Origin of the sequence: Caenimonas koreensis DSM 17982, assembly GCF_009646335.1 — a bacterium.
Lineage (GTDB): Bacteria > Pseudomonadota > Gammaproteobacteria > Burkholderiales > Burkholderiaceae_C > Ramlibacter > Ramlibacter koreensis.
Map to the genome: position 1 here is coordinate 70,202 of NZ_WJBU01000019.1, position 21,434 is coordinate 91,635.

Consider the following 21,434-nt stretch of genomic DNA (forward strand, 5'->3'; position numbering starts at 1 on the left):
CAGGCTTAACCCGCGTCCGTTGACAGTGCGTCGCTCGTGCGTTCCGGCACGCGCAAGACGCCGTCGCTTGCGGGCACGGCGTGGATCTCAAGCATCTGGCCCGTGGCCCACACATCACCGAACATCGACGCAAAGGCCGAATCAGCTGCGTCACGTCCCGTGGACAGGCGAACGAAGCCCATCGGGATGGCCGTGCCCGACGGGTCGAACATGAACCACCGGCCGCCCACATACGCTTCCACATAAGCATGAAAGTCCGGCGGGCCGAGGACCGGGTCCGCGCCGTAGTCGAAGCCGGTTGTGAAGCGCGCTGGAATGTTCAGCGCGCGGCACAACGCAATCATCAGATGCGCGAAGTCGCGGCACACGCCCCTGCGTTGCACGAGCGTCTCCAGCGCACTGGTCGTGCCGCTCGATGCGCCCGACACGAACGACACGTGCTGGTTGACCCAGTCGCAGATGGCCTGCACGCGCGCATAGCCTTGCCACATGCGGCCGAACTGCTCCATCGCAAAGCTGTTGAGCTTGTCCGACTCACAGTAGCGGCTCGGGTACAGGTACGGCAGCACGTCGCCGGGCAGGTCTGACACCTGACTCTCGGCAATGCGTTCGGGCAGTGCGCGATAGTGGCGGATGTCGACCGTGGCCGCATAGCGCAACGTCAGTGGCCCGGCGTTCGCGCGAAGGCGCAGCAGGCGCGAGCCCGTGACGGGATCGACGTGGTCTTGCAGCGGCACGACTTGCGTCACGCCCAGCGATTCGAGAACGATGCGCTGTTGCGCGGTGGAAGCAGCCTGTACGTTGAAGATGAAGTCAGCGCCCGACGTGCGCACGTCGTACGAGAGTTCGACGTTGTAGGCCAGGCCTACGGGCGCAGAGAGTGTCATGGAGTCAGGCAGCTGCCGTGTGTTGCTGGCGCGAATCGAGCCAGCGCATGCCTTCGGCGAGCGCATATTGCGCAGCGGCAGCCTTGCATTTGAAGAGACGGGTCAGGCGAAGAACGCGGTCGGTCGTGGCCGAGCCAGAGCCGGAGCGAACGGAGACCGAACAGGCAATATGGCCGTCGTCGAGCACGCGCGTCAGCGGCGTGATGAGAAATTTGCCAATCGTGATGGCGTTGTAGTTATTCATGCTGAAACAAAGAATCGGATAAGCCAAGCATCGCGCCATTGCCGAGGTCGAACTGTCAGACAAGGCTGCCAGACGCGGTAGGCGCACTCCCAGGAACACACCTGGGCCTGCAGAGGGCGAAAGGAAAGAGTGAGGAATCGGTCGCCGGCGTGGGGGGCCGGGGGCTTGCAGGATCTGCTGTCACATACCTTGCGCGCAAGGGGCAGTCGTGCATGAACGCCGAACAAAGTGAATTGCAAGGCGTGGGCGGATTGTACGCGGCTGTGGTCTTTCTCGCTCGCGACGTGCCTATACTGATTCATGAACCTGCTTTTCATTGGCGGCACCCGCTTTGTCGGCGATGCGATGGCGCGTGAGGCCATTGCCCGCGGCCACAGCGTGGACATCTTTCATCGCGGCACAACCCCTGCGAAGAATCTCGAAGGCGCGATGCATCTGCACGGCGACAGGGTCAAAGACCTGTCGGCACTTGCCACGGGCCGATGGGATGCAGTGGTGGACTGCTGCGGCTACCGGCCGCATGAGGTCAGCCTGATGCTCGACGCGCTCGCCGGCCGGTTTGCCAAGTACGTCTTCATCTCCAGCGTGTCGGTCTATGCGGATGGCATCGCACACAACTCGGATGAAACCGCTGCGCGGGCCGATGCGTCCACGCTCGACTCCGACGCACTCGAAACGATGCCGATCGATGCGGCCAGCTACGGCCGGCTCAAGGTCCTGTGCGAAGACATGCTCTTCACGCGGCACGCAGACAACCTCGTGATCCGCCCCACCTACGTGATCGGCCCGCACGACTACACGCCGCGGTTCCCCGAGTGGGTGCGGCGCATTGCTGCTGGCGGCGAGGTTCTGGCACCCGGACCGCGCCATGCCGCTATCCAGTACGTCGACGCGCGCGATCTTGCGGCGTTCACCATCGGTGCCATCGAGCAGGATGCCCGTGGCCCGTTCAACGCCGCGTCACCGCGAGGCCCGTTTGGCTTTGGCGACATGCTCGACGCGATTGCCGAAGCGGTCGCGCCGCCGCGCACCACGCTGAAGTGGCTGACGCCGGACGAAGCGAAGGCCAGCGGCAATTCATATCCGCTCTGGCATGAGGGGGGTGACTACGGCGTCGCCGCCATCAACAGCGATGCCGCACATGGCTACGGGCTCACGGGCAGGCCGCTCGGCGCCACCGCGCGTGACGTGCTCGCGTGGCTGCGCGCGAGCGAAGTGCAGCGTTGAGCTGCCAGCCGCGCGCACCTGCACCATCCTGTAGCATCCGCTGCCAAATTCACACCGTGCCGCCACAATCACCGCCATGAACAAAACCGTCTCCCTCATCGGCGCACCGACCGACGTTGGCGCCAGCGTGCGCGGTGCAGGCATGGGGCCCGATGCCCTGCGCGTGGCGGGCCTTTACGAGGCTCTGCGCTCGCACAAGCTGAACGTGATCGATCATGGCAACCTCGCCGGCCCGCCAACGCCGTGGCTGCCGCCCAAGGACGGTGTGCGCCACCTTGAAGAAGTGGTCGCGTGGAACAAAGCCGTTTACGACCGCGTGACGGCCGTGCTCGCAGCAGGGCAGTTCCCTTTGCTGATGGGCGGTGACCATTGCCTGGCGATTGGCTCGATCAGCGCGGTGTCGCGGCATTGCCGCCGCACGAAGAAGAAGCTGCGCATCGTCTGGTTCGACGCACATACCGATGTGAACAACGAAACGATCAGCCCCTCGGGCAATGTGCACGGCATGCCTGTGTCCGTGCTTCTGGGCCATGGCCCGAAGTCGCTCGTCGGCTGGAGCGGCGAGAACGCAGCCATCAGCGCGGACGAAATCGACTTCATCGGCATTCGCAGCGTGGACGACGAAGAAAAGCAGGCCATCCGCCGCCTGGGCTTGTCGGTATACGACATGCGCCACATTGATGAGCACGGCATGCGCCACACGATGATCGAAGCACTGCAGGACGTGGACGACGACACGCACCTGCACGTGAGCTTCGATCTCGACTGCCTGGACCCGGCAGATGCACCTGGCGTTGGCACCAGCGTGCGCGGCGGGCCGACGTATCGCGAAATGCAGCTGTGCATGGAGATGATTGCGGACACGGGCAAGCTCGCATCGCTCGATGTCGTGGAGATCAACCCCGCGCTCGACGTGCGAAACCGCACTGCTGAGTTGGCGGTGGAATTCATCCAGAGCCTGTTCGGCGCCTCCACACTCGCGCGTTGATTTTTTTCGCGCCTGACCGCTCATTGATGAGTTGGTGCCCGCAGATAATCGCCGCACGTTCCCGATAGACCGTCGCCGACGGCTCTTGAGCGCAAGGAAGTTTCGCGTGGGACAACAAGATGCCGGGATGGCCTCCATCCTCAAGAGCCATGAATCCGCCATTCTTGGCGAGTGGGTCAAGCAGCAGATGGCAGACGCCGGCCCCCGCGGCCAGAGCCACTCCGAAACCGAAGCCCAGTCCAGGTCATTCCTGAGCATCTTCACGTCCGCGGTGCAGACGAGCTACGACGAGCAGCTCGAAGGCGAGAAGTGGGACGACGTGCGCGGCGCACTGGGCACCCTCTCGAAGAACCGCGCCGTCGCAGGCTACTCGCCTTCGCAAACCGCCACATTCGTCTTCTCGCTGAAAAAGCCGCTGTTCGAAGCATTGCGCCGCACTTTCTCTGACGACGCCAAACGCCTGAATGAAGAGACGTGGCTCGCATCGAACGTGATCGACAAGCTGGGCCTTGTCACGGTCGAGGCCTACCAGAAAGGCCGCGAGCAAGTCATCAATCGCCAGCAGCAGGAGCTGCTCGACCTGTCCACGCCCGTGATCAAGTTGTGGGACGGCATCGTGGCCGTGCCGCTCATCGGCACGCTCGACAGCGAGCGCACGCAAGTCGTGATGGAAAGCCTGCTGGATGCGATTGTCGACAACGAAGCAACCGTCGCGATCATCGACATTACGGGTGTGCCGACTGTTGACACGCTCGTTGCGCAGCACTTGCTCAAGGCTGTGGCGGCCGCACGCCTGATGGGTGCCGAATGCATCATCAGTGGCATCCGGCCGCAGATCGCGCAGACCATCGTCCACCTGGGCGTTGACCTGGGCGATGTTGTCACCAAAGCCACGCTGGCCGACGCACTACGCATCGCCTTGTCCAGGCGCGAGCTGGCCGTGATGGCGCTTGTGCGCCGCGCAGCCTGAAGAGGCCGGGCATCTTGGAGCAGATCCCGATCCTCAAGCTGGGGAACATCCTGCTGGTGTCGATCCAGGTCGAGATGCACGACCAGCTCGCGCTGCAGCTGCAGGACGACCTGACCATCAAGCTCGCGAAGAGCCAGGCGCGCGGCGTGCTGATCGACATCTCCGCGCTGGAAATTGTCGACTCGTTTATCGGGCGCTCGCTCGCCCATATCGCCGGAATTGCCCGGGTGATGGACGCCACCACCGTGCTCGTTGGCATGCGGCCCGCCGTCGCCATCACGCTCGTCGAGCTTGGCATGACGCTCACGGGTATCCGCACCGCACTGAACGTCGAAAAGGGAATGGAGCTGCTGCGTGCCAGCATGGACGAAGCGGAGGACTTCCCATCAATGAGCTGAGAACGGTTGTCTACCCAGTGCGCAACGCAGAAACGCTCAGCGCGGCGAGGCGCGCGGTGCTCGAATGGGCAACGCAAGTGGAGTTCTCGCTGGTCGACCGGACGAAATTCGTCACGGCCGCCAGTGAACTCGCGCGCAACACCTGGGTGCACGGGCAGGGCGGCACGATGACCATGACCGAACTCGAGGCCGACGGCCGGCGCGGCCTGCGCCTGGTGTTCGAAGACTCGGGTGCGGGCATCGCGGACATTCCCCGCGCGATGACCGATGGCTTCAGCACGGCGGGCAGCATGGGCAAGGGGCTGGGCGGGGCGCAGCGTCTTGTGAATGAATTCAAACTCGAATCGACACCCGGCCAGGGCACGATCGTCACGGTGCTGCAATGGAAGCGACGTTAGACGTCACCGAGCAGAGCCAGGTGGCGCAGGCGCGGCGCATGGTGATCGACTACGCATCGCGGTACGGCCTGTCCGAGGCCGACACCGGGCGTGCGGCGCTCGTTGCGACTGAAGCTGGCACCAATCTCGTGAAGTACGGCAAAGATGGCGTCATCACGGTCGATGGATTTTGCAAGGGCCCAGCGCAAGGCATCGACATCATCGTCACCGATCGCGGGCCGGGCTTTGCAGACTTTGCTGTGGCAGCGCGAGACGGCTATTCGACGGGCGCGAGCCTGGGCATCGGCCTGGGCGTCATCACGCGTGCGTCAGACTTCTTCGACGTCTATTCGGTGGTGCCGCAGGGCACGGCTTTCCTGTCGCGTATTGCGCGTGGCGGCCTGCTGCCCGTGGAAGATGGCCTGCGCGTGGCCGGCCGCTCGACGCCCAAGCGCGGGCAGGTCGAGTGTGGTGACGCGTGGGGATTCGAGCGCGCGGGGCGCTGGCAGCGGCTGTGCGTGGCGGATGGGCTCGGCCATGGGCCGCTGGCCGCATCGGCGGCGACGCAAGCTGTGGATATCTTCCGCGCCGCACCCGAGAGCGACACCCCTGCAGACATTTTGCGGCGTGCGCATGCGGGGCTGCGCTCCACGCGAGGCGTGGTGATGGGCGTCATTGCCATCGACACGCAGGCACACGAGGCCGTGTTCTCGGGTGTCGGCAACATTTCAGGCGCCGTGCACTCGGGCGCACGCCCGCACCACCTGCTGTCTGTCGACGGAGTGGTCGGCTACAACATGCGCGCCGCCCGCGACCAGGCGATGCCGTGGGCGGCGGGCGCGGGCGTGCTCATGGCCTCTGACGGACTCTCTTCGCGCGCGAGTCTGAGCCGCTACCCCGGCCTGCTGGAGCGGCATCCGGCGCTGGTGGCTGCCGTGATGTACCGCGACTTCGCCCGCGACAGCGACGACGCGACTGTCGCTGTCGCCATCGACGCATGAACCATTCGATCCTCACCACCCGGATCACGGCGCAGACGCTGGTGCCATTGCGAACGCGAGCGCGACAGGTCGGTGAGCTGTTCGGGCTTGACCAGATGCAGCGCACGCGATTTGTGACGGCCTTGTCGGAGATCGCGCGCAATGCCGTGCAATACGCAGGCGAAGGCTTGGTCACGTTCATTCTGGACGCGGGCGACGACGATGCCTCGCCGCAGCGGCTGATCGGCTGCGTGTCCGATCGCGGCCCTGGCATCGACGACCTGGACGGCGTGATGAAGGGCCGCCTGAACGCACAGTTGCAGGTGCCCCTGGGCATCGTCGGCTCCAGGCGTCTGGTGGACAGCCTGGAATTTGCGTCCCCCCCGGGTGGCGGCACCGTGGTCACGCTGGCCATTGCACTGTCGCGTGGGGCGCCACGGCTGGCGGCGCCGGATGTGGGTGCGCTCGTCGATCAGCTGGCGCGACGCAAACCTCAAAGCCCGCTCGAAGAGCTGGAGCAGCAGAACCGCGAAATGCTGGAAGCGCTGCAGGAGCTGCGCAGCAAACAGCTGGAACTCAAGCTCGCCGACCAGCGAAAGAACCAGTTCCTCGCCACGCTCGCGCACGAGCTGCGCAACCCGCTGGGCACGCTGCACATGACGATCGAGATCATGCGCCGGCATGAACACATGCCGCCCGCGCAGCTGGTTGAACGGCGCGAAGTGATGGCGCGGCAGGTGCAGCAATTGAGCCGGCTGGTGGATGACCTGATGGACGTGTCGCGCATCAGCCTGGGCAAGGTCGCGTTGCAGCGCCAGTTCGCTGACGTGAACGACCTGGCACGCGAAGCGCTCGAGATGACGCAGGCCGCCATTCAGGCAAAACGGCATGCCGTGAGCTTTCAGCCTGCGCCGCAAGCGCTGATGGTCGATGTGGATGTGGCGCGCATGAAGCAGGTGCTGGGTAACCTGATCCACAACGCTGCGCGCTACACCACCGCGGGTGGCAGCATCGGCGTTAGCGTGCGGCGCGAAGACGCGTATGCCATCGTTGACGTCGCCGACAACGGCATGGGCATTTCGCCGCAGGAGATTTCCAACGTGTTCGGCCTGTTCGTGCAAGGCAACTCCGGCGATGGCCAGCCCGCAGGCCTTGGCGTCGGCCTGACGCTCGTGCAACGCCTGGTGGAAGCGCACGGGGGGCACGTCAGGGCGGCGAGCGCCGGTGTCGGGCAGGGCAGTCGCTTCACAGTGAGCCTGCCATTGCATCGCGTGACGCCAGATTCGCGGCCAGCGCCGTGATGACCCGTCATGGGGCTCGGTCTTACACAACGACGGCTGATAACACGGTAAGGTCAAAGGCTTCACAAGGAGCAAGACATGGGATTTTTCAGCAAGATTTTGGACAAACTGGGTTTCGACGCAGGCGCAGGCAAGGTAGAAGAAATGCTCAACACGCCGATTCCGACGCGCGCCGAGGCCATAGCCGCTGCCGCTGCGCGATCAAGCGGCGCAGGCCCCGCGTCGCCGCAACCCATCTCAGAAGTCGACGTGGTCGCGCAGCTCGAAGCCAAGGCTGCGGCCAATTCGCAAAAGCTCAACTGGCGCACGTCCATCGTCGATCTGCTCAAGCTGCTGGACATCGACAGCAGCCTCGATGCGCGCAAGGAACTCGCCAAGGAACTCGGCGCACCCGCCGAACTGATGGGCGATTCGGCCAAGATGAACATGTGGCTGCACAAGACCGTGCTTGGCAAGCTCGCAGCCAACGGCGGCAACGTGCCCGCCGAATTACTGGACTGATCTTCAACGCCTTGCCGTGAACTGCGTGGCGTACACAATGCGCCATGCAATTCCAGAGCGTTCTCGATGACATCGCCGCTGCCCTTGCCCCGGAACTCGGGCGCGAGGGCAAGGTGGCCAACTACATTCCTGCACTGGCCCGTGTGCCGGCCCAGCAGTTCGGCATAGCCCTGCGCACTGGCGACGGCGAGGAAGCGCACGCTGGCGACAGCACCACGGCGTTTTCGATCCAGAGCATCTCCAAACTGTTCGCGCTCGTGCTCGCCTTGCGCGAGATGGGCGAGAAGCTGTGGGACCACATCGGCCGCGAACCGTCGGGCAACCCGTTCAATTCACTGGTGCAGCTCGAATCCGAGCAGGGCATTCCGCGCAACCCGTTCATCAATGCCGGCGCGCTGGCCGTCACCGACAGGCTCGTGAGCGCGATGGATGCGAAGGCGCAGATGCTGGCGCTTCTGGCGAGCCTGTGCGGCGAGCCCATTGATATTGACGAAGAAGTCGCGGCGTCAGAAGCGGCGACGGGCTTTCGCAATGCGGCGCTTGCCAACTTCATGAAGAGCTTTGGCCGGCTCGACAACGACGTAGGCAAAGTGCTTGACGTGTACTTCCACCATTGCGCCGTGCGCATGAGCTGCGTTCAACTCGCGCGAGCGGCGTGTTTCCTCAGCCGCGACGGCCTGAACCCGCTCAGTGACGAGCGCATCCTCACCGAGCGGCAGGCCCGCCGCGTGAATTCGCTGATGCTCACGTGCGGCACCTACGACGCAGCCGGTGAGTTCGCCTACCGCATCGGCCTGCCCTGCAAGAGCGGCGTGGGCGGCGGCATCGTTGCCGTGGTGCCCGACCGCCTTGCGCTATGCGTGTGGTCACCAGCGCTGGACCACACGGGCAATTCACTGCTCGGCATGAAGGCGCTGGAGATGTTTGCGGCGAAGACGGGGCTGTCGATTTTTTGAAACGCGGGCGACCGCCCACGACACAGCGTCGCGACGGGGCTAGCCCCAGGAACGCGTCAGCAACTCGTCGAGAGCGTCGGTGATGGCTTGGCCGTGTTCCGCAAGCGAGCCTGCTTTGGCCCCGAGATCATCCAGGGCGACTGAAACCATATCCAGCGGGTGCAGCACGACATCGCTGCCTTGCACTCGAAACACCGGGTTCATGCGAGAGCCCACGGTAGACGACTTGGTTGGCAAAACGCTCTTGCGGACCAGGGGCACTACAACCCGGCGGCGGTAACGATCGAACTGTTTCGATTGCACGACGACGACGAAGGGAATGGACGCCTTCAGCGGTCCCTTGTTGCGGTGAATGTCGAACTGCGCCATCAGAGCGTGGAATGCTCATCAGCGAAGGATCCGACGGCATCGTTCACCGCATTCCAGTCTGATGCGCACGCGTCGGCGGCTTGCTGGCGACTCAATCGCGCTTGATGCTGCGCAGTCACATAGTCAGTCAACAGGGACTCGATCGTGGCGGAGAGATTGGTGGTGTATGACTTCGCCTGGGCAACCAGGTGTTCGTTCAGGGTGAGGTTGACGGGGCGCTTTCGCGTGGAAGTGACGGACGGCGGTAGTGGCATGGCAAGCTCCCTATGCGTATGGCATGCGCATATCTTATGGCAGCGGGCCTGATTGCGCATGGAACCAAACCGGCTACGTTGTTACCCACTTGGCTGTCTATTCAACCCAACGCAACAATGTAACTCATGCCAGCCAAAGCCGTCCGCCGCCCCAGCACCATTCACAATGAGCCCGCAACTTCACCGGTGGGGAACGTCAAAACGCCCGAGCAACGCGCGCAAGACGCAGCAGAAACAAAGAAGCTCAAGGCGCAGCTGGCGGCTCTGAAGATAGGGTCTGCACCGAAGGCCGCCGCCGGGCCAACGCTCCCCATCACACCGTCATCGTTTCAAGCGGTCGCCGTGCCGCAAGCCGAGCCGGCAGCCGAGCTCAAACGCGAAGACAAGCAATTCCCGGAGGGAAATCTCCGTTTCATTGACGCTCAACTCTATGGCTTGGGAATCGCCCATCGCCTGCGCGAGGAATTGAAAGGCAAGCAATACGCCAGGAAGCCGATGGCGCCAGCGGACCAGCTAATGCGGGCAGAGGAGTGCTGCTTTGCGGTCCGAAATGAACAGGATGGCCTGGAGTCAGATAACTTCAGGTCAATTCCTCCGATCATGGCGCTGGAAGCATTTCTGGCTGCGGAGTACGGCAAAGGCAGCATCAAAGTGGGTGTCGATCTTCCCGCACTGATCGAGACTGCGTCTGCGACGATCGAGCAAACGAATGACAGGACGGGCGATGACGCATTCGCAAAGCTGCGGTTCGCGCAACTTGTCGCGGCAGTGAAGTCTCTTCAGTTTGCGAAGGCAGCACAGCAGTTCAAGATTTCGAGGGGAGTGAATGCAGACGTAGCCAAGGCGTTGGCCATGCTCTACAGCAAAGAACTGATGGGTACGTCAGAGGTTTCGCGCTCGCTCCCGCCACCTGGAAAACAAGCGGGCCCGCAAAGGCTTGAAGATCGGTTTTTCGGCAAGCTCAAGGAGCTTTCGGTGGAGCGTGGTGTAACTTTCACCCGTCTCGTCAATGTGTACGCCAATGCGGCTGGCGGGAGCGATCGGGATGACGCCCGCAATGCTGTTTTCGATATTCTGATCAGGCAGGCGTTGCAGTCGGCCCTGAGTGCAGATGACTTCCGGTCGCTTGAGGCATGTATTGCGCCGCCTTCTGCGAACAACGAGTAGCGGCCAGCATCACACTGCCCCCGTTCGCTCACTCGCCGCGTCGGCGTGCCTTACCGCAGGTTGCCCGTATGCCCCAGCGAGTAGCGCCCTGGCTGCGGCCACACCGTCAAACCGTGTGGCTCCTGCCCCGCTTTGATGCGTTCAACAGCGCCGTTGTTGGTCGTGTCGAAGCGGTAGACCTCACCGTCGTAGCGGCCTGACAGCCACAGGTACTTGCCGTCGGCGCTGACGTTGCCCATGTCGGGGCTGCCACCGTTAGGCACCACCCATGTCGCAACGATCTTGCGCGTGGCGAAGTCGATGACCGTCACGCTACCCTTGCCACGCTGCGTGCCTGTGACCTTGTTCGTGCCGCGATTGGCCACATACAGCTGCTTGCCGTCACGGCTGGGGTAGAGGCCGTGCGCGCCCACGCCGGTCGGGATGAAGCCGATCTGCTTGAACGAAGCAAAGTCGACGATGTGCACGCCATCAGCTGCCATGTCGGCAACAAAGAAGGTTTTGCCGTCGGGTGATGCGCGCACATCCTGCGGCATGCTGGACGAGCCTTCCATCATGTCGCCGTGGCTCATGCCGTGGCCGTGGTTGCGCTGCGGTGCCTTGGCGATCTTGGCCATGATCTCGGGGTTGTCGTATTGCTTGCTCAGCTTGATCGTGTCGATCACCTTGCGGTTGACCATGTCGATCTTCGTGATGCCGCCACCGAATTCACACGTGAAGAGCGCGAACTTGCCGTCAATCGAGAAGTCGGCGTGGTTGATGCCCGCGCACTGCGGCGTGGGGATCGAGTAGGCGAGCTTCATCGTTTGCGGATCGCGGAAGTCCAGCCGCTTGAGCGCTTCAGCCACGACGATCGCGTACTTGCCATCAGGCGACCAGTACAGGTTGTAGGGATCGTCCACAGGGATTGACTTGCCGGCCTTGCCTGTCTTGGGGTCGATCGGCGTGAGGCTGCCGTCCTTGCGCCCTTCTGCATTGTTTGCGACCCACAGCGTCTTCAGGTCCCATGAGGGCACGACGTGCTGCGGGTTGCGCCCGACCTTGTAGGTCTCCACCACTTTCATCGTGGTGGGGTCGATCACCGTCACGGTGTTCGATGCGCGATTGGGCACGTACACGCGCTCCAGCGCGCCCGCCACATTCGGCGACAGCTTGCTGCTCGTTGTCTCGCTGTACAGGTTGTTCGCGTCGATCACCGGCGGCATGCCGGGCACGGTGTCGATGGCGGCGGGTGCCGGTGCGCGCGCTGCGCCGGATGCAGGCGCTTGGGGCTGCGAATAAGACACGGTGCCTGCAAACGCCAGGGCAATCGCAAAAGAAACAGGTTTCAACATCTTCGGGGGTTCCAACAAAAAATCAGATTAACGATTCATCCTAGCGCGGCTGCGCGACGGCTTGCCTGATGGCGCTGGCAGCGCGCTCAACGATCAGGTCGGTGCCGAGCTTGCCAAGCGCCGCACTCGACTGCGCCGGCTCACCAACAATGCCGGTCGCCGGCTCGGGCGTGGGCGGTGACTTGAGCAGTTCAGCGCGAACACGAGCTGCGTCCACGCCCATCATGAGCGACGTATCGGCCAGGCCTGCATGCACGCCGATCTGCGCATCGGTGATGCCTTTGGACTTGAGAATCTGCGCGAAGCCGCTGGTCGCCGCACGGTAGTAGTCAACAACGTGATGTGCCCGGGCCGGCGAGCCCGCCCATTCCTTGTTGAGCTTCGCGGCGACGGACTTCAGGCTGTCCTGGTAATTGCCGGAGTCGCCGATGAAGACCACATCGCGAAAGCCCGCCTGCTTCATGCTGCGGCCTGCGCCGAGCAGCACGTTCTCAAAAGCATCTTGCGGCACGGAAATGGTCCCCGGAAAGCGCATGTGGCCCGACGGCGGCGAGATGCGGCCTTCAGGCACGTAGTTCATCACCGGCGCCACGATCGTGTGGCCGAGCGTGGTGGCGATGCGCGCTGACAGCGCACCAGCACGAAAGTTGTGTTTGCCCAGCGCCATGTGCGGGCCGTTCTGCTCGGTGCCACCCACGGGAATGATCACGGTCGTGCTGCCTGCCTTGAGCGCGTCGCGCACTTCGGTCCAGGTCATCTCATCAAGAAGCACGGTGTCGGCAGCGTGCGAGGGCAGCGCAAACAGCAAGCTCATCAGCAACAGTGCCGACAGCGCCATGAAGCGGGGGAGGAAAGCGGATAGAGGAGACACGGGTACTTCAGGTGGAGGCAGCCCGCTATTTTAGGGCGTTGCACGGGCTTGACCTTCCCCCTGTGGGAAGGTGCACACTGGAAGTTCGTCATGAATCGCCTTCGCCTCATCGTTGCCTGGCTGTTGCTGCTCGCCATCCCGTTGCAGGGGCTGGCGGCCGCGTCAATGCTGTACTGCGGCGGCGCGTTGCCTGAGGCCGCTTCACAAGCGCAACACCATGCTCACAGCGATGGCGCCGGCATGCCGCACGACGCGGTCAAGGCGCACCACGAAGGCAAGGCGCACCACGCAGGCATGGGCGGCGACATGGACATGAGCGGCGATGTGGTGCAAGCCGACCCTCAGCATGTGGGCGCCACACCCACTGACGACGGTTCAGCGCCATCCACACACGCCGACCACAAGTGCAGCGTTTGCGCCGCGTGCTGCAACCTCTTTGTGGTTGCGGCGGTGCCAGTTGTCTTCGCGTCGCCTGCGCCATCGATAGCGCCCGGCGCATCACCTGTCACCGCGCTGCAGAGCCGGCCCATCACCGTTCCGGACAAACCGCCTCGCGCCTGAGCACAGCCGCGCCCGCACGGTGCGCGGCCACCATGCTCGCCCGCAGCAGCCATAGCCGCTGCTGCGCCCGGTGTTTCTCTTCGAGGTTGACATGTTTCATTTCAAAACGGCTTTGGCGCTGGCCGCTGCATGGGCGCTGGCCGGTTGCGCCAGCGTCGATATAGACAGTGCACTGCGCGAAGCCAATGACGCCGCGCCCGCCTTCACGCAGGGCCGGCTCGAACTGGCGCGCACGCCATCACAGCACGACGCGCGGGCCAAGCTGGTCGAGGCGCTGCTGGCCGCGCCTGTCGGCAGCGACGCTGCGGTGCAGCTCGCACTGGCAAACAGCCCGCAGTTCCAGGCCATCGTTGCACAGGGCTGGGCCGACATGGCCGAGGCCAACCAGGGCGGGCGTATCACGAATCCGCTTTTGTCGCTGGAGCGCATGCGGTTGGGCAACGAGCTGGAGATCGGCCGGCTGCTGTCGTTCGGCCTGCTCGACCTGCTGACGCTGCCGCAGCGCCAGGGCATCGCGCGCAACCGCGAATCGCAATCGCGCCTGCAGATGGCGAGCCGCGTGGTTGAACAAGTCGGCGTGGTGCGGCAGGCCTGGATTCGGGCGGTCGCTGCGCAGCAGGTGCTGGCGTACGCGGGCCAGGTGCATGAGTCCGCTGATGCAAGCGCCGAGTTGGCGCGGCGCATGGAGCGCGCCGGCAACTTCAACAAACTGCAGCGTGCCCGCCAGCAACTGTTCTACGCCGACGCCACAGCGCGGCTCGCTTCCGCGCGACACGATGCAACAAGCACGCGCGAGCAGTTGGTGCGCGCACTGGGGCTGGACGACGCGCAGGCCAGCCGGCTCGTGCTGCCGCCCCGCTTGCCCGACCTGCCGAAGCAGCCATTGGCCGCACCCGACATCACCAGCGCCGCCTTGCAGCAACGCCTGGACTGGCGCGTGGCCCGGCTGCAACTGCAAGCAGCGGCGCAAGCACAGGGCATCGATGTCATGGCGAGCCTGATCGACATCGAGGCGGGCGTGCGGCATGACACCGTGTTCGACAACGCCAGCGGCCAGCGCACCAGCCGCAACGGCATCGAGCTGGGTATCCGGCTGCCGCTGTTCGACGCAGGCGATGCGCGCCGCGCGGGCATGAATGCGCGTACGCTGGCTGCGGCCAGCCGATTCAACAGTGTGGCCGGCCAGGCGACATCGCAGCTGCGCGAGAGCTACTCCGCCTATCGCACAGCCTTCGACATCGCCACGCACTACCGCGACGAGATCGTGCCGCTGCGCCAGACGATGTCGGAAGAAAACGTGCTTCGCTACAACGGCATGTTGCTCAGCGTGTTCGAGCTGCTCGCCGATGCACGCGAGCAGATCACGAGCGTCATGGAATCCATCGACGCGCAACAACGCTTCTGGCTTGCCGACGCTGCACTCGCCGCAGCAGTGACCGGCCAGCCCGCAACCACCCTGGACGCCGCACCATGACCACACGACGCAACTTTCTCTCGGGCGCCGGCGCCATCACGGGCGCTGTCGCAGCTGCTGCGGTCACGCGCCCCGCCATGGCGGCGCTGCCTGAGCTGGTCACGCAAACCACGCCCGACACGCGCGGCCCGCTGGTGCCGCCAAATGGCCAGCCGTACAACCCGGTCGTCACGCTCAATGGCTGGACGCTGCCCTGGCGCATGAATAGCGGCGTCAAGGAATTCCACCTCGTGGCCGAGCCCGTCGTGCGCGAGATGGCGCCGGGCTTCAAGGCGCGCCTGTGGGGCTACAACGGCCAGTCACCCGGCCCGACGATCGAGGTGGTCGAAGGCGACCGGGTGCGCATCTTCGTGACCAACCGCTTGCCCGAGCACACCACGATCCACTGGCACGGCCAGCGCTTGCCCAACGGCATGGACGGTGTGGCGGGCCTCACCCAAAAGGCCATCGAGCCCGGCAAGACGTTCGTTTACGAATTCGTGGCGCGCCGGCCCGGCACGTTCATGTATCACCCCCATGCTGACGAGATGACGCAGATGGCCATGGGCATGATGGGCTTGTGGATCACGCATCCGAAGCAGGCACACCCGCTGATCGAGCCAGTGAACCGCGACTTCGCGTTCCTGCTCAACGCCTACGACATCGACCCTGGCTCTTCCACGCCGAAGATCATGACGATGCTCGACTTCAACCTGTGGACGTTCAACAGCCGCATCTTCCCCGGCATCGACTCACTCAACGTCCGCAAGGGCGACAAGGTGCGCATTCGCGTGGGCAACCTCACGATGACCAACCACCCGATCCACCTGCATGGCCATGAGTTCATGGTCACAGGCACCGATGGCGGGCCTGTGCCGAGATCGGCGCGCTGGCCCGAGGTGACGACAGACGTCGCCGTTGGACAAATGCGGCAGCTGGAATTTATCGCCGATGAAGAAGGCGACTGGGCGCTGCACTGCCACAAGAGCCACCACACGATGAACGCGATGGGCCACGATGTGCCCACGATGATCGGTGTGGACCACCGCGATGTCGTCAGGAAGATCACCAACGTGATCCCCGACTACATGGCAATGGGGGACCGTGGCATGGCCGACATGGCAGCGATGCAGATGCCGCTGCCCGATAACACGGTGCCGATGATGACGGGCAGCGGCCCATTCGGGCCGCTGGGCATGGGCGGCATGTTCACGACGCTGAAAGTGCGCAGTGGCCAAAAGCCCGGCGACTACAGCGACCCCGGCTGGTTCAAGCAACCTGCGGGCACGCAGGCGTATGAATACACAGGTGGTGCGTTGCAAGCCCCGCGTGCGCCAGCATCCGCGTCGCCCGCCGCAGGTCCCGCGCCAGGAGTCGAAGTCCAGATCCGCAAGCCGTCCGGCCACGACGGCCATCACTGAAGGAGAGCAATCCATGCGCAGACCTATCTGGCCCATCGCGCTTGTCGCGCTCATGGCACTGTCCGCACAAGCGCACGAAGGGGCAACCCGCGCCCATGCGGGTACGGCTATGAAGAAGGAGCAACAAGCCTGGGGCATAGCCGGTGAGGCAAAAGCTGTCACTCGCACGATTGAACTCACCATGTCGGACGATATGCGGTTCACGCCCGGTCACATCGACATCAGGCGCGGCCAGACTGTGCGCTTCGTCGTGCGCAACAGTGGCGCGGTGTTGCACGAAGTCGTGATTGGCACACCGCAGACGCTGGAAGCGCATGCCGCGCTGATGGTGAAGTTTCCAAACATGGAACATGACGAGCCCTACATGGCGCACGTCGCGCCGGGCAAGCGGGGCGAACTTGTCTGGCAGTTCAATCGCGCAGGTGAATTCGACTTTGCATGCCTCATCGCTGGCCACTACCAGGCTGGCATGAGGGGAACTATTACTGTCAGGAGCTCAACACCATGATCCGCATTCGAAAACTCGCGCTTGCAGTCACGCTCGCGAGCGCCGCATTGGCCACACCCGCCCTGCACGCGCAGGCGCAGGCGAGCGCAGCCGCGCTGACAGAGGGCGAAGTGCGCAAGATCGACAAGGAAAACCGCAAGCTCACTTTGCGCCACGCCGAAATCAAGAACATCGACATGCCGGCCATGACGATGGTTTTTGAAGTGAGCGATGCGGCCATGCTCGATCGCTTCAAGCCGGGCGACAAGGTGCGGTTCGCGGTGTCGAACGAACGCGGCAAGCTCACGGTGACCGAAATCCAGCCAGCGCCATGAAGCACCGCATCCCCACCGGCGTCTGGATCCTCGGGTTCGTGAGCATGCTCATGGACATTTCGTCCGAGATGGTCCACAGCCTGCTGCCCCTGTTCATGGTGACCAGCCTGGGTGCGAGCGCAGCGGCGGTGGGGCTGGTTGAAGGCCTCGGTGAATCGACGGCGCTGATCGTCAAAGTGTTCTCAGGCACGTTGAGCGACTACGTGGGAAAGCGCAAGTGGCTGGCAGTGCTGGGGTACGGCATGGGCGCGATGAGCAAGCCGGTCTTCGCCATGGCAAGCACGATGGGTGTTGTGCTGGGCGCGCGACTGGTCGATCGCGTGGGCAAAGGCATTCGCGGCGCGCCGCGTGATGCGATGGTGGCCGACATCACACCAGAAGAAATTCGCGGCGCGGCGTTCGGCCTGCGCCAGTCGCTGGACACGGTGGGTGCATTTCTCGGGCCGCTGCTCGCAGTGGTGTTGATGCTGGTCTGGGTGAACGACTTCCGGCTGGTGTTCTGGCTGGCGGTCATTCCAGCTGTGCTCGCCGTGGCCCTGCTTGTGTTCGGCTTGCGTGAGCCGCCGCGGCCGGCAGGCGTAGCGCGAACCAACCCGATCCGGCGCGAGACGGTCCGGCTGCTTGGCAAGCGCTTCTGGTGGGTCGTGGGCATCGGTGCAATGTTCACGCTCGCGCGCTTCAGCGAAGCCTTTCTTGTGTTGCGAGCGCAAGGCGGCGGCTTGCCGGTCGCGCTGGTGCCGCTCGTGATGGTGGCGATGAACCTGGTCTATGCCGCGTCGGCCTACCCGTTCGGCAAACTCTCCGATGCGATGAGCCACAAGCTGTTGCTGGCGCTCGGCCTGCTCGTGCTGATCGCGGCGGATCTTGTGCTCGCCGTGTCAGCGCACTGGACGGTGGTGCTGGCCGGTGTTGGCCTCTGGGGGCTGCATATGGGCATGACGCAAGGCTTGTTGGCAGCCATGGTTGCAGACACAGCGCCGGCCGAGCTTCGCGGCACCGCGTTTGGTGTCTTCAACCTGGTCAGTGGTGTTGCGATGCTGGCGGCCAGCGTGTGTGCCGGCCTGCTATGGGACGGCTTCGGCCCCTCGTCCACGTTTTATGCGGGCGCCGCCATCAGCGCCGCGACCCTCGTGGTGCTCGGCTGGTTCCGCGGAGATGCTCAGGCGGCCGGCGCGTAGCCTGCTTCACTGAGCGCGGCAGCAAGCGTGGCGCGATCGGTGGACGACTCGACCTCTACCTTCTTGCTGGCCAGGTCCACCTGCACCTTCGCGGCAGGATCGGCCTCCTGGAGTGCTTCGGTGATGGCGCGCACGCAGTGGCCGCAGCTCATGGCAGGGACGTTGAATTCGATCATGGTGAACTCCGTTTCAGTTATTGGTGAATGAATGCACAGACTCTAGACCTTCCCATAGTGTCAAAGTCAAGCGCTACCATGGCGCAACTCAGGGCTTGACCTTACCATCATGGTAAGCCTCACACTCATTGCATGACTACCGCTTTGACTATTGATTCCAAGGCAACACCCGCTGCCGACTGGACGTTTGCTATCGAGGGCATGACCTGCGCCTCATGCTCGGCCCGTGTCGAGAAGGCACTGTTGAAGGTGCCCGGCGTCGAGTCGGCCGTCGTGAACCTCGCCACCGAGACGGCGCAGGTCCACCTCACAGGCGCAGCCGCACCTGCCGTGCTGGTGGCTGCAGTTGAGAAGGCGGGCTATCACGCCAAGCCGCTGGTCAACGAGGCTGACCGTTCGGCTGCAAGCGCTGCGCGCACCAACGAATGGTGGCCCGTCGCACTCTCGGCTGCGCTGTCGTTCCCGTTGCTGGTCCAGATGGGCGGCATGCTCATCGGGGCTGACTGGTCGCTGCCGGGCTGGTGGCAGTTTGCGCTCGCCACGCCGGTGCAGTTTGGCCTGGGTGCGCGCTTCTACCGCGCCGGGTGGCGTGCGCTGATGGCGCGTGCGGGCAATATGGATCTGCTGGTGGCTCTGGGCACGTCCGCAGGCTATGGCCTGAGCGTGTACATGCTGCTGCGCCACGGCCAGCACGGCATGCCGCATCTCTACTTTGAAGCCTCGGCGGTCGTCATCACGCTCGTCTTGCTCGGCAAGTATCTGGAGACGCGCGCCAAGCGGCAAACCACTGAAGCCATTCGCGCGCTCAATGCACTGCAGCCCGACAAGGCGCGCGTGCGCCGCAATGGAGCAGAAGTTGATGTGCCCGTGGCGCAAGTGCGTGTGGGCGATGTTGTGGTCGTCCGCCCTGGCGAGCGTATTGCGGTGGATGGCGTTGTGCTCGAAGGCGCAAGCGATGTCGACGAGTCGCTCATCACTGGCGAGAGCCTGCCCGTCGCCAGGCATGAGGGTGACAAGGTCACGGGCGGCGCGGTGAATGGCGGCGGTTTGCTCGCTGTGCGGGTCACAGCAGTTGGCGCAGAGTCAACGCTCGCGCGCATCGTGCGGCTCGTTGAATCGGCGCAGGCCAAGAAGGCGCCGATCCAGCGGCTGGTCGACAAGGTGAGCGAAGTATTTGTGCCGGTGGTGATTGCTGCTGCGTTCGTCACGCTGCTGGCGTGGGGCTTCATCGGTGGCAACTGGGAAGCTGCGATCCTGAACGCCGTTGCGGTCCTCGTGATTGCATGCCCTTGCGCGCTTGGCCTTGCCACGCCCACTGCGATCATGGCGGGCACGGGCGTTGCCGCGCGCCACGGCATCCTGATCAAGGATGCAGAAGCACTCGAAGTGGCGCACAAGATCACCATCGTCGCGTTCGACAAGACAGGCACGCTGACCGAAGGCAAGCCTGAACTGGTCGAGGCGGTTGCCGCTGGCGGTGGCCGAGCTGCCTTCATCGCGCAGGCAGGCTCGATCCAGGCGGGCAGCGAACATCCGCTGGCGCGTGCCGTGGTGGAGGCTGCCGCGCGCGAGAGCATCCAGCTGTATTCCGCATCGAAAGTGCAGGCGGTGGCCGGGCGCGGCGTGTCGGCAGTGGTCCAGGGCCGCAGCTTGCGCCTGGGCAGCACACGCTGGATGGAAGAGCTGGGTGTGGATACGCAGGGCCTGGCAGATCGTGCAAAGGCGTTGCAAGGCGAAGGCCGAACGGTGTCGTGGCTGGCCGACGTGACGGATTCGCCGCAACTGCTCGGCCTGCTTGCCTTCGGCGACCAGCTCAAGGCCACAGCACAGCAAGCCGTGCACAGCCTGCATGAGCATCACATCCGCGCAGTCCTGCTCACGGGCGACAACCAGGGCAGCGCCAATGCGGTGGCGCGCCAGCTCGGCATCGATGAAGTTCGCGCTGAAGTGTTGCCCGAAGACAAGGCGGCGATCATTTCGCAGCTCAAGCAGGGCGGCACCGTGGCGATGGTGGGCGATGGCATCAACGATGCACCGGCACTTGCAGCAGCTGATGTGGGCATTGCGATGGCGACGGGCACCGATGTCGCAATGCAAGCGGCAGGCATCACGCTCATGCGCGGCAATCCGGCGCTGGTGGCCGACGCCATCGATATTTCGCGCCGCACTTATTCAAAGATTCGCCAGAACCTGTTCTGGGCATTTGTCTATAACGTCGTCGGCATACCGCTGGCGGCATTCGGCCTGCTCAGCCCGGTGATTGCCGGCGCTGCCATGGCGTTCAGCAGCGTGAGCGTTGTCACCAACGCGCTGATGCTGCGCCGCTGGAAGGGCAAAGCATGAAGGGTACAGAAATGAAGCGTAAAGAAATGAAGGCCAGCGCATCATGAGAATCACACCGAACGGCGGCCCGTACAACGTGGGCGAGGCGGCAGCACTGTCGAATGTGTCGGCGAAGATGGTGCGCCACTACGAAGCACTGGGCCTGCTGCCCGCTGTGTCGCGCACCGATGCCGGCTATCGCCAGTACACCGACAAGGAAGTGCACACCCTGCGGTTCATCCGCCGCTCGCGCGACCTGGGCTTCAGCATGGCCGAGATCGCCGAGCTGCTCAAGCTGTGGCAGAACCGGCGCCGGCCGAGTGCGAGCGTCAAGCGCATTGCCACTGAACACGTCGCCGCGCTCGACGCGAAGATGGCAGAGATGGCGGCCATGCGAAAGACGCTGCAGCACCTGGTGCATTGCTGCAATGGGGACGACCGGCCGGACTGCCCCATCCTTGACGAGCTGGCGCAGGAACACTCGCAGTAGAGACTAAGGTCTGGTTCATCTGCGTATAGGGTGAACCTATAGTCCGCCCTTCTGATAAAGCAGGGAGTGGACGGTGAAGAAAACCGTGAGTGTGGCAGCGGCCACCGCGTGGCGCTGCGTCATCGCGCTTGTGATGTTTGTTGTGTCGGGCATTGCGCCCGCGCAGCAGCCCGTGCAGTTTGGCGGG

At 64.0% G+C, this 21,434-nt stretch carries 25 protein-coding genes; 18 read left to right on the forward strand and 7 right to left on the reverse strand.

The window, feature by feature from the left end; genetic code table 11:
• Positions 1 to 5: 5 nt before the first annotated feature.
• Positions 6 to 887, reverse strand: coding sequence for a transglutaminase-like domain-containing protein (locus tag GHT07_RS17620; protein WP_153586408.1), 882 nt, complete (start codon positions 885 to 887; stop codon positions 6 to 8).
• 4 nt (positions 888 to 891) lie between these two features.
• On the reverse strand, positions 892 to 1,131 hold the full coding sequence (locus GHT07_RS17625) for a hypothetical protein (RefSeq protein WP_153586409.1): 240 nt from the start codon (positions 1,129 to 1,131) through the stop codon (positions 892 to 894).
• A 300-nt stretch (positions 1,132 to 1,431) separates the two neighbouring features.
• On the opposite strand from GHT07_RS17625, the gene GHT07_RS17630 reads away from it, so the two are divergent.
• From GHT07_RS17630 to GHT07_RS17670, 9 genes are all read left to right on the forward strand, one after another.
• Positions 1,432 to 2,358 (forward strand): NAD-dependent epimerase/dehydratase family protein, encoded by a 927-nt coding sequence (locus GHT07_RS17630; protein WP_153586410.1) that lies wholly within the window; start codon positions 1,432 to 1,434, stop codon positions 2,356 to 2,358.
• A gap of 76 nt (positions 2,359 to 2,434) precedes the next feature.
• On the forward strand, positions 2,435 to 3,346 hold the full coding sequence (gene rocF / locus GHT07_RS17635) for an arginase (RefSeq protein ID WP_153586411.1): 912 nt from the start codon (positions 2,435 to 2,437) through the stop codon (positions 3,344 to 3,346).
• Between the two features lie 106 nt (positions 3,347 to 3,452).
• Entirely contained in the window at positions 3,453 to 4,316 is an 864-nt protein-coding gene (locus GHT07_RS17640; RefSeq protein WP_323740988.1) for an STAS domain-containing protein, read from the forward strand.
• A 14-nt stretch (positions 4,317 to 4,330) separates the two neighbouring features.
• Positions 4,331 to 4,714: an STAS domain-containing protein gene (locus GHT07_RS17645; protein WP_153586413.1), complete on the forward strand. Its 384-nt coding sequence runs from the start codon at positions 4,331 to 4,333 to the stop codon at positions 4,712 to 4,714.
• Positions 4,715 to 4,731: 17 nt separating this feature from the next.
• Positions 4,732 to 5,112: an anti-sigma regulatory factor gene (locus GHT07_RS17650; protein WP_323740989.1), complete on the forward strand. Its 381-nt coding sequence runs from the start codon at positions 4,732 to 4,734 to the stop codon at positions 5,110 to 5,112.
• Complete coding sequence (locus GHT07_RS17655; RefSeq protein ID WP_153586414.1) at positions 5,097 to 6,092, forward strand: ATP-binding protein; 996 nt, start codon at positions 5,097 to 5,099, stop codon at positions 6,090 to 6,092. The genes GHT07_RS17650 and GHT07_RS17655 overlap by 16 nt, the downstream gene beginning before the upstream one ends.
• A complete protein-coding gene (locus GHT07_RS17660; protein WP_153586415.1) occupies positions 6,089 to 7,372 on the forward strand; it encodes a sensor histidine kinase in 1,284 nt (427 codons plus the stop codon). Before GHT07_RS17655 ends, GHT07_RS17660 begins: the two co-directional genes overlap by 4 nt.
• A gap of 78 nt (positions 7,373 to 7,450) precedes the next feature.
• A complete protein-coding gene (locus GHT07_RS17665) occupies positions 7,451 to 7,873 on the forward strand; it encodes a DUF3597 domain-containing protein (RefSeq protein ID WP_153586416.1) in 423 nt (140 codons plus the stop codon).
• Between the two features lie 44 nt (positions 7,874 to 7,917).
• Entirely contained in the window at positions 7,918 to 8,829 is a 912-nt protein-coding gene (locus tag GHT07_RS17670; protein ID WP_153586417.1) for a glutaminase, read from the forward strand.
• Positions 8,830 to 8,868: 39 nt separating this feature from the next.
• Here the strand turns inward: GHT07_RS17670 and GHT07_RS17675 are convergent, their stop codons facing one another.
• Entirely contained in the window at positions 8,869 to 9,198 is a 330-nt protein-coding gene (locus GHT07_RS17675; RefSeq protein WP_153586418.1) for a CcdB family protein, read from the reverse strand.
• Complete coding sequence (locus tag GHT07_RS17680; RefSeq protein WP_153586419.1) at positions 9,198 to 9,452, reverse strand: type II toxin-antitoxin system CcdA family antitoxin; 255 nt, start codon at positions 9,450 to 9,452, stop codon at positions 9,198 to 9,200. Before GHT07_RS17680 ends, GHT07_RS17675 begins: the two co-directional genes overlap by 1 nt.
• Before the next feature lie 126 nt (positions 9,453 to 9,578).
• Between GHT07_RS17680 and GHT07_RS17685 the strand changes: the two genes are divergently transcribed.
• The gene (locus GHT07_RS17685; protein ID WP_153586420.1) at positions 9,579 to 10,619 is read left to right on the forward strand and encodes a hypothetical protein; all 1,041 of its coding nucleotides are present in this window, start codon (positions 9,579 to 9,581) and stop codon (positions 10,617 to 10,619) included.
• Positions 10,620 to 10,669: 50 nt separating this feature from the next.
• Here GHT07_RS17685 and GHT07_RS17690 read toward each other — a convergent pair whose 3' ends face one another.
• On the reverse strand, positions 10,670 to 11,953 hold the full coding sequence (locus GHT07_RS17690; protein ID WP_153586421.1) for a YVTN family beta-propeller repeat protein: 1,284 nt from the start codon (positions 11,951 to 11,953) through the stop codon (positions 10,670 to 10,672).
• Positions 11,954 to 11,993: 40 nt separating this feature from the next.
• Complete coding sequence (locus GHT07_RS17695) at positions 11,994 to 12,824, reverse strand: creatininase family protein (protein ID WP_323740990.1); 831 nt, start codon at positions 12,822 to 12,824, stop codon at positions 11,994 to 11,996.
• Between the two features lie 90 nt (positions 12,825 to 12,914).
• Between GHT07_RS17695 and GHT07_RS17700 the strand changes: the two genes are divergently transcribed.
• The 6 genes from GHT07_RS17700 to GHT07_RS17725 all read left to right on the forward strand — a co-directional run bounded on the left by GHT07_RS17700 (position 12,915) and on the right by GHT07_RS17725 (position 18,259).
• Entirely contained in the window at positions 12,915 to 13,385 is a 471-nt protein-coding gene (locus tag GHT07_RS17700) for a hypothetical protein (RefSeq protein ID WP_153586422.1), read from the forward strand.
• A 91-nt stretch (positions 13,386 to 13,476) separates the two neighbouring features.
• Positions 13,477 to 14,859, forward strand: coding sequence for a TolC family protein (locus tag GHT07_RS17705; RefSeq protein WP_153586423.1), 1,383 nt, complete (start codon positions 13,477 to 13,479; stop codon positions 14,857 to 14,859).
• The gene (locus tag GHT07_RS17710) at positions 14,856 to 16,259 is read left to right on the forward strand and encodes a multicopper oxidase family protein (protein ID WP_153586424.1); all 1,404 of its coding nucleotides are present in this window, start codon (positions 14,856 to 14,858) and stop codon (positions 16,257 to 16,259) included. The genes GHT07_RS17705 and GHT07_RS17710 overlap by 4 nt, the downstream gene beginning before the upstream one ends.
• Positions 16,260 to 16,311: 52 nt before the next feature.
• Positions 16,312 to 16,767 carry a cupredoxin domain-containing protein gene (locus tag GHT07_RS17715; protein ID WP_407646655.1) on the forward strand — a complete coding sequence of 152 codons (456 nt, stop codon included), beginning with the start codon at positions 16,312 to 16,314 and terminating at the stop codon, positions 16,765 to 16,767.
• Entirely contained in the window at positions 16,764 to 17,081 is a 318-nt protein-coding gene (locus tag GHT07_RS17720; protein WP_153586426.1) for a copper-binding protein, read from the forward strand. The genes GHT07_RS17715 and GHT07_RS17720 overlap by 4 nt, the downstream gene beginning before the upstream one ends.
• A complete protein-coding gene (locus GHT07_RS17725; protein WP_153586427.1) occupies positions 17,078 to 18,259 on the forward strand; it encodes an MFS transporter in 1,182 nt (393 codons plus the stop codon). The genes GHT07_RS17720 and GHT07_RS17725 overlap by 4 nt, the downstream gene beginning before the upstream one ends.
• Here GHT07_RS17725 and GHT07_RS17730 read toward each other — a convergent pair.
• Positions 18,241 to 18,435 (reverse strand): heavy-metal-associated domain-containing protein, encoded by a 195-nt coding sequence (locus tag GHT07_RS17730; protein WP_153586428.1) that lies wholly within the window; start codon positions 18,433 to 18,435, stop codon positions 18,241 to 18,243. The genes GHT07_RS17725 and GHT07_RS17730 overlap by 19 nt on opposite strands.
• A 132-nt stretch (positions 18,436 to 18,567) precedes the next feature.
• Between GHT07_RS17730 and GHT07_RS17735 the strand changes: the two genes are divergently transcribed.
• The gene (locus GHT07_RS17735) at positions 18,568 to 20,778 is read left to right on the forward strand and encodes a heavy metal translocating P-type ATPase (RefSeq protein ID WP_153586429.1); all 2,211 of its coding nucleotides are present in this window, start codon (positions 18,568 to 18,570) and stop codon (positions 20,776 to 20,778) included.
• 43 nt (positions 20,779 to 20,821) lie between these two features.
• Entirely contained in the window at positions 20,822 to 21,247 is a 426-nt protein-coding gene (gene cueR, locus GHT07_RS17740; protein WP_153586430.1) for a Cu(I)-responsive transcriptional regulator, read from the forward strand.
• Positions 21,248 to 21,434: the final 187 nt, after the last annotated feature.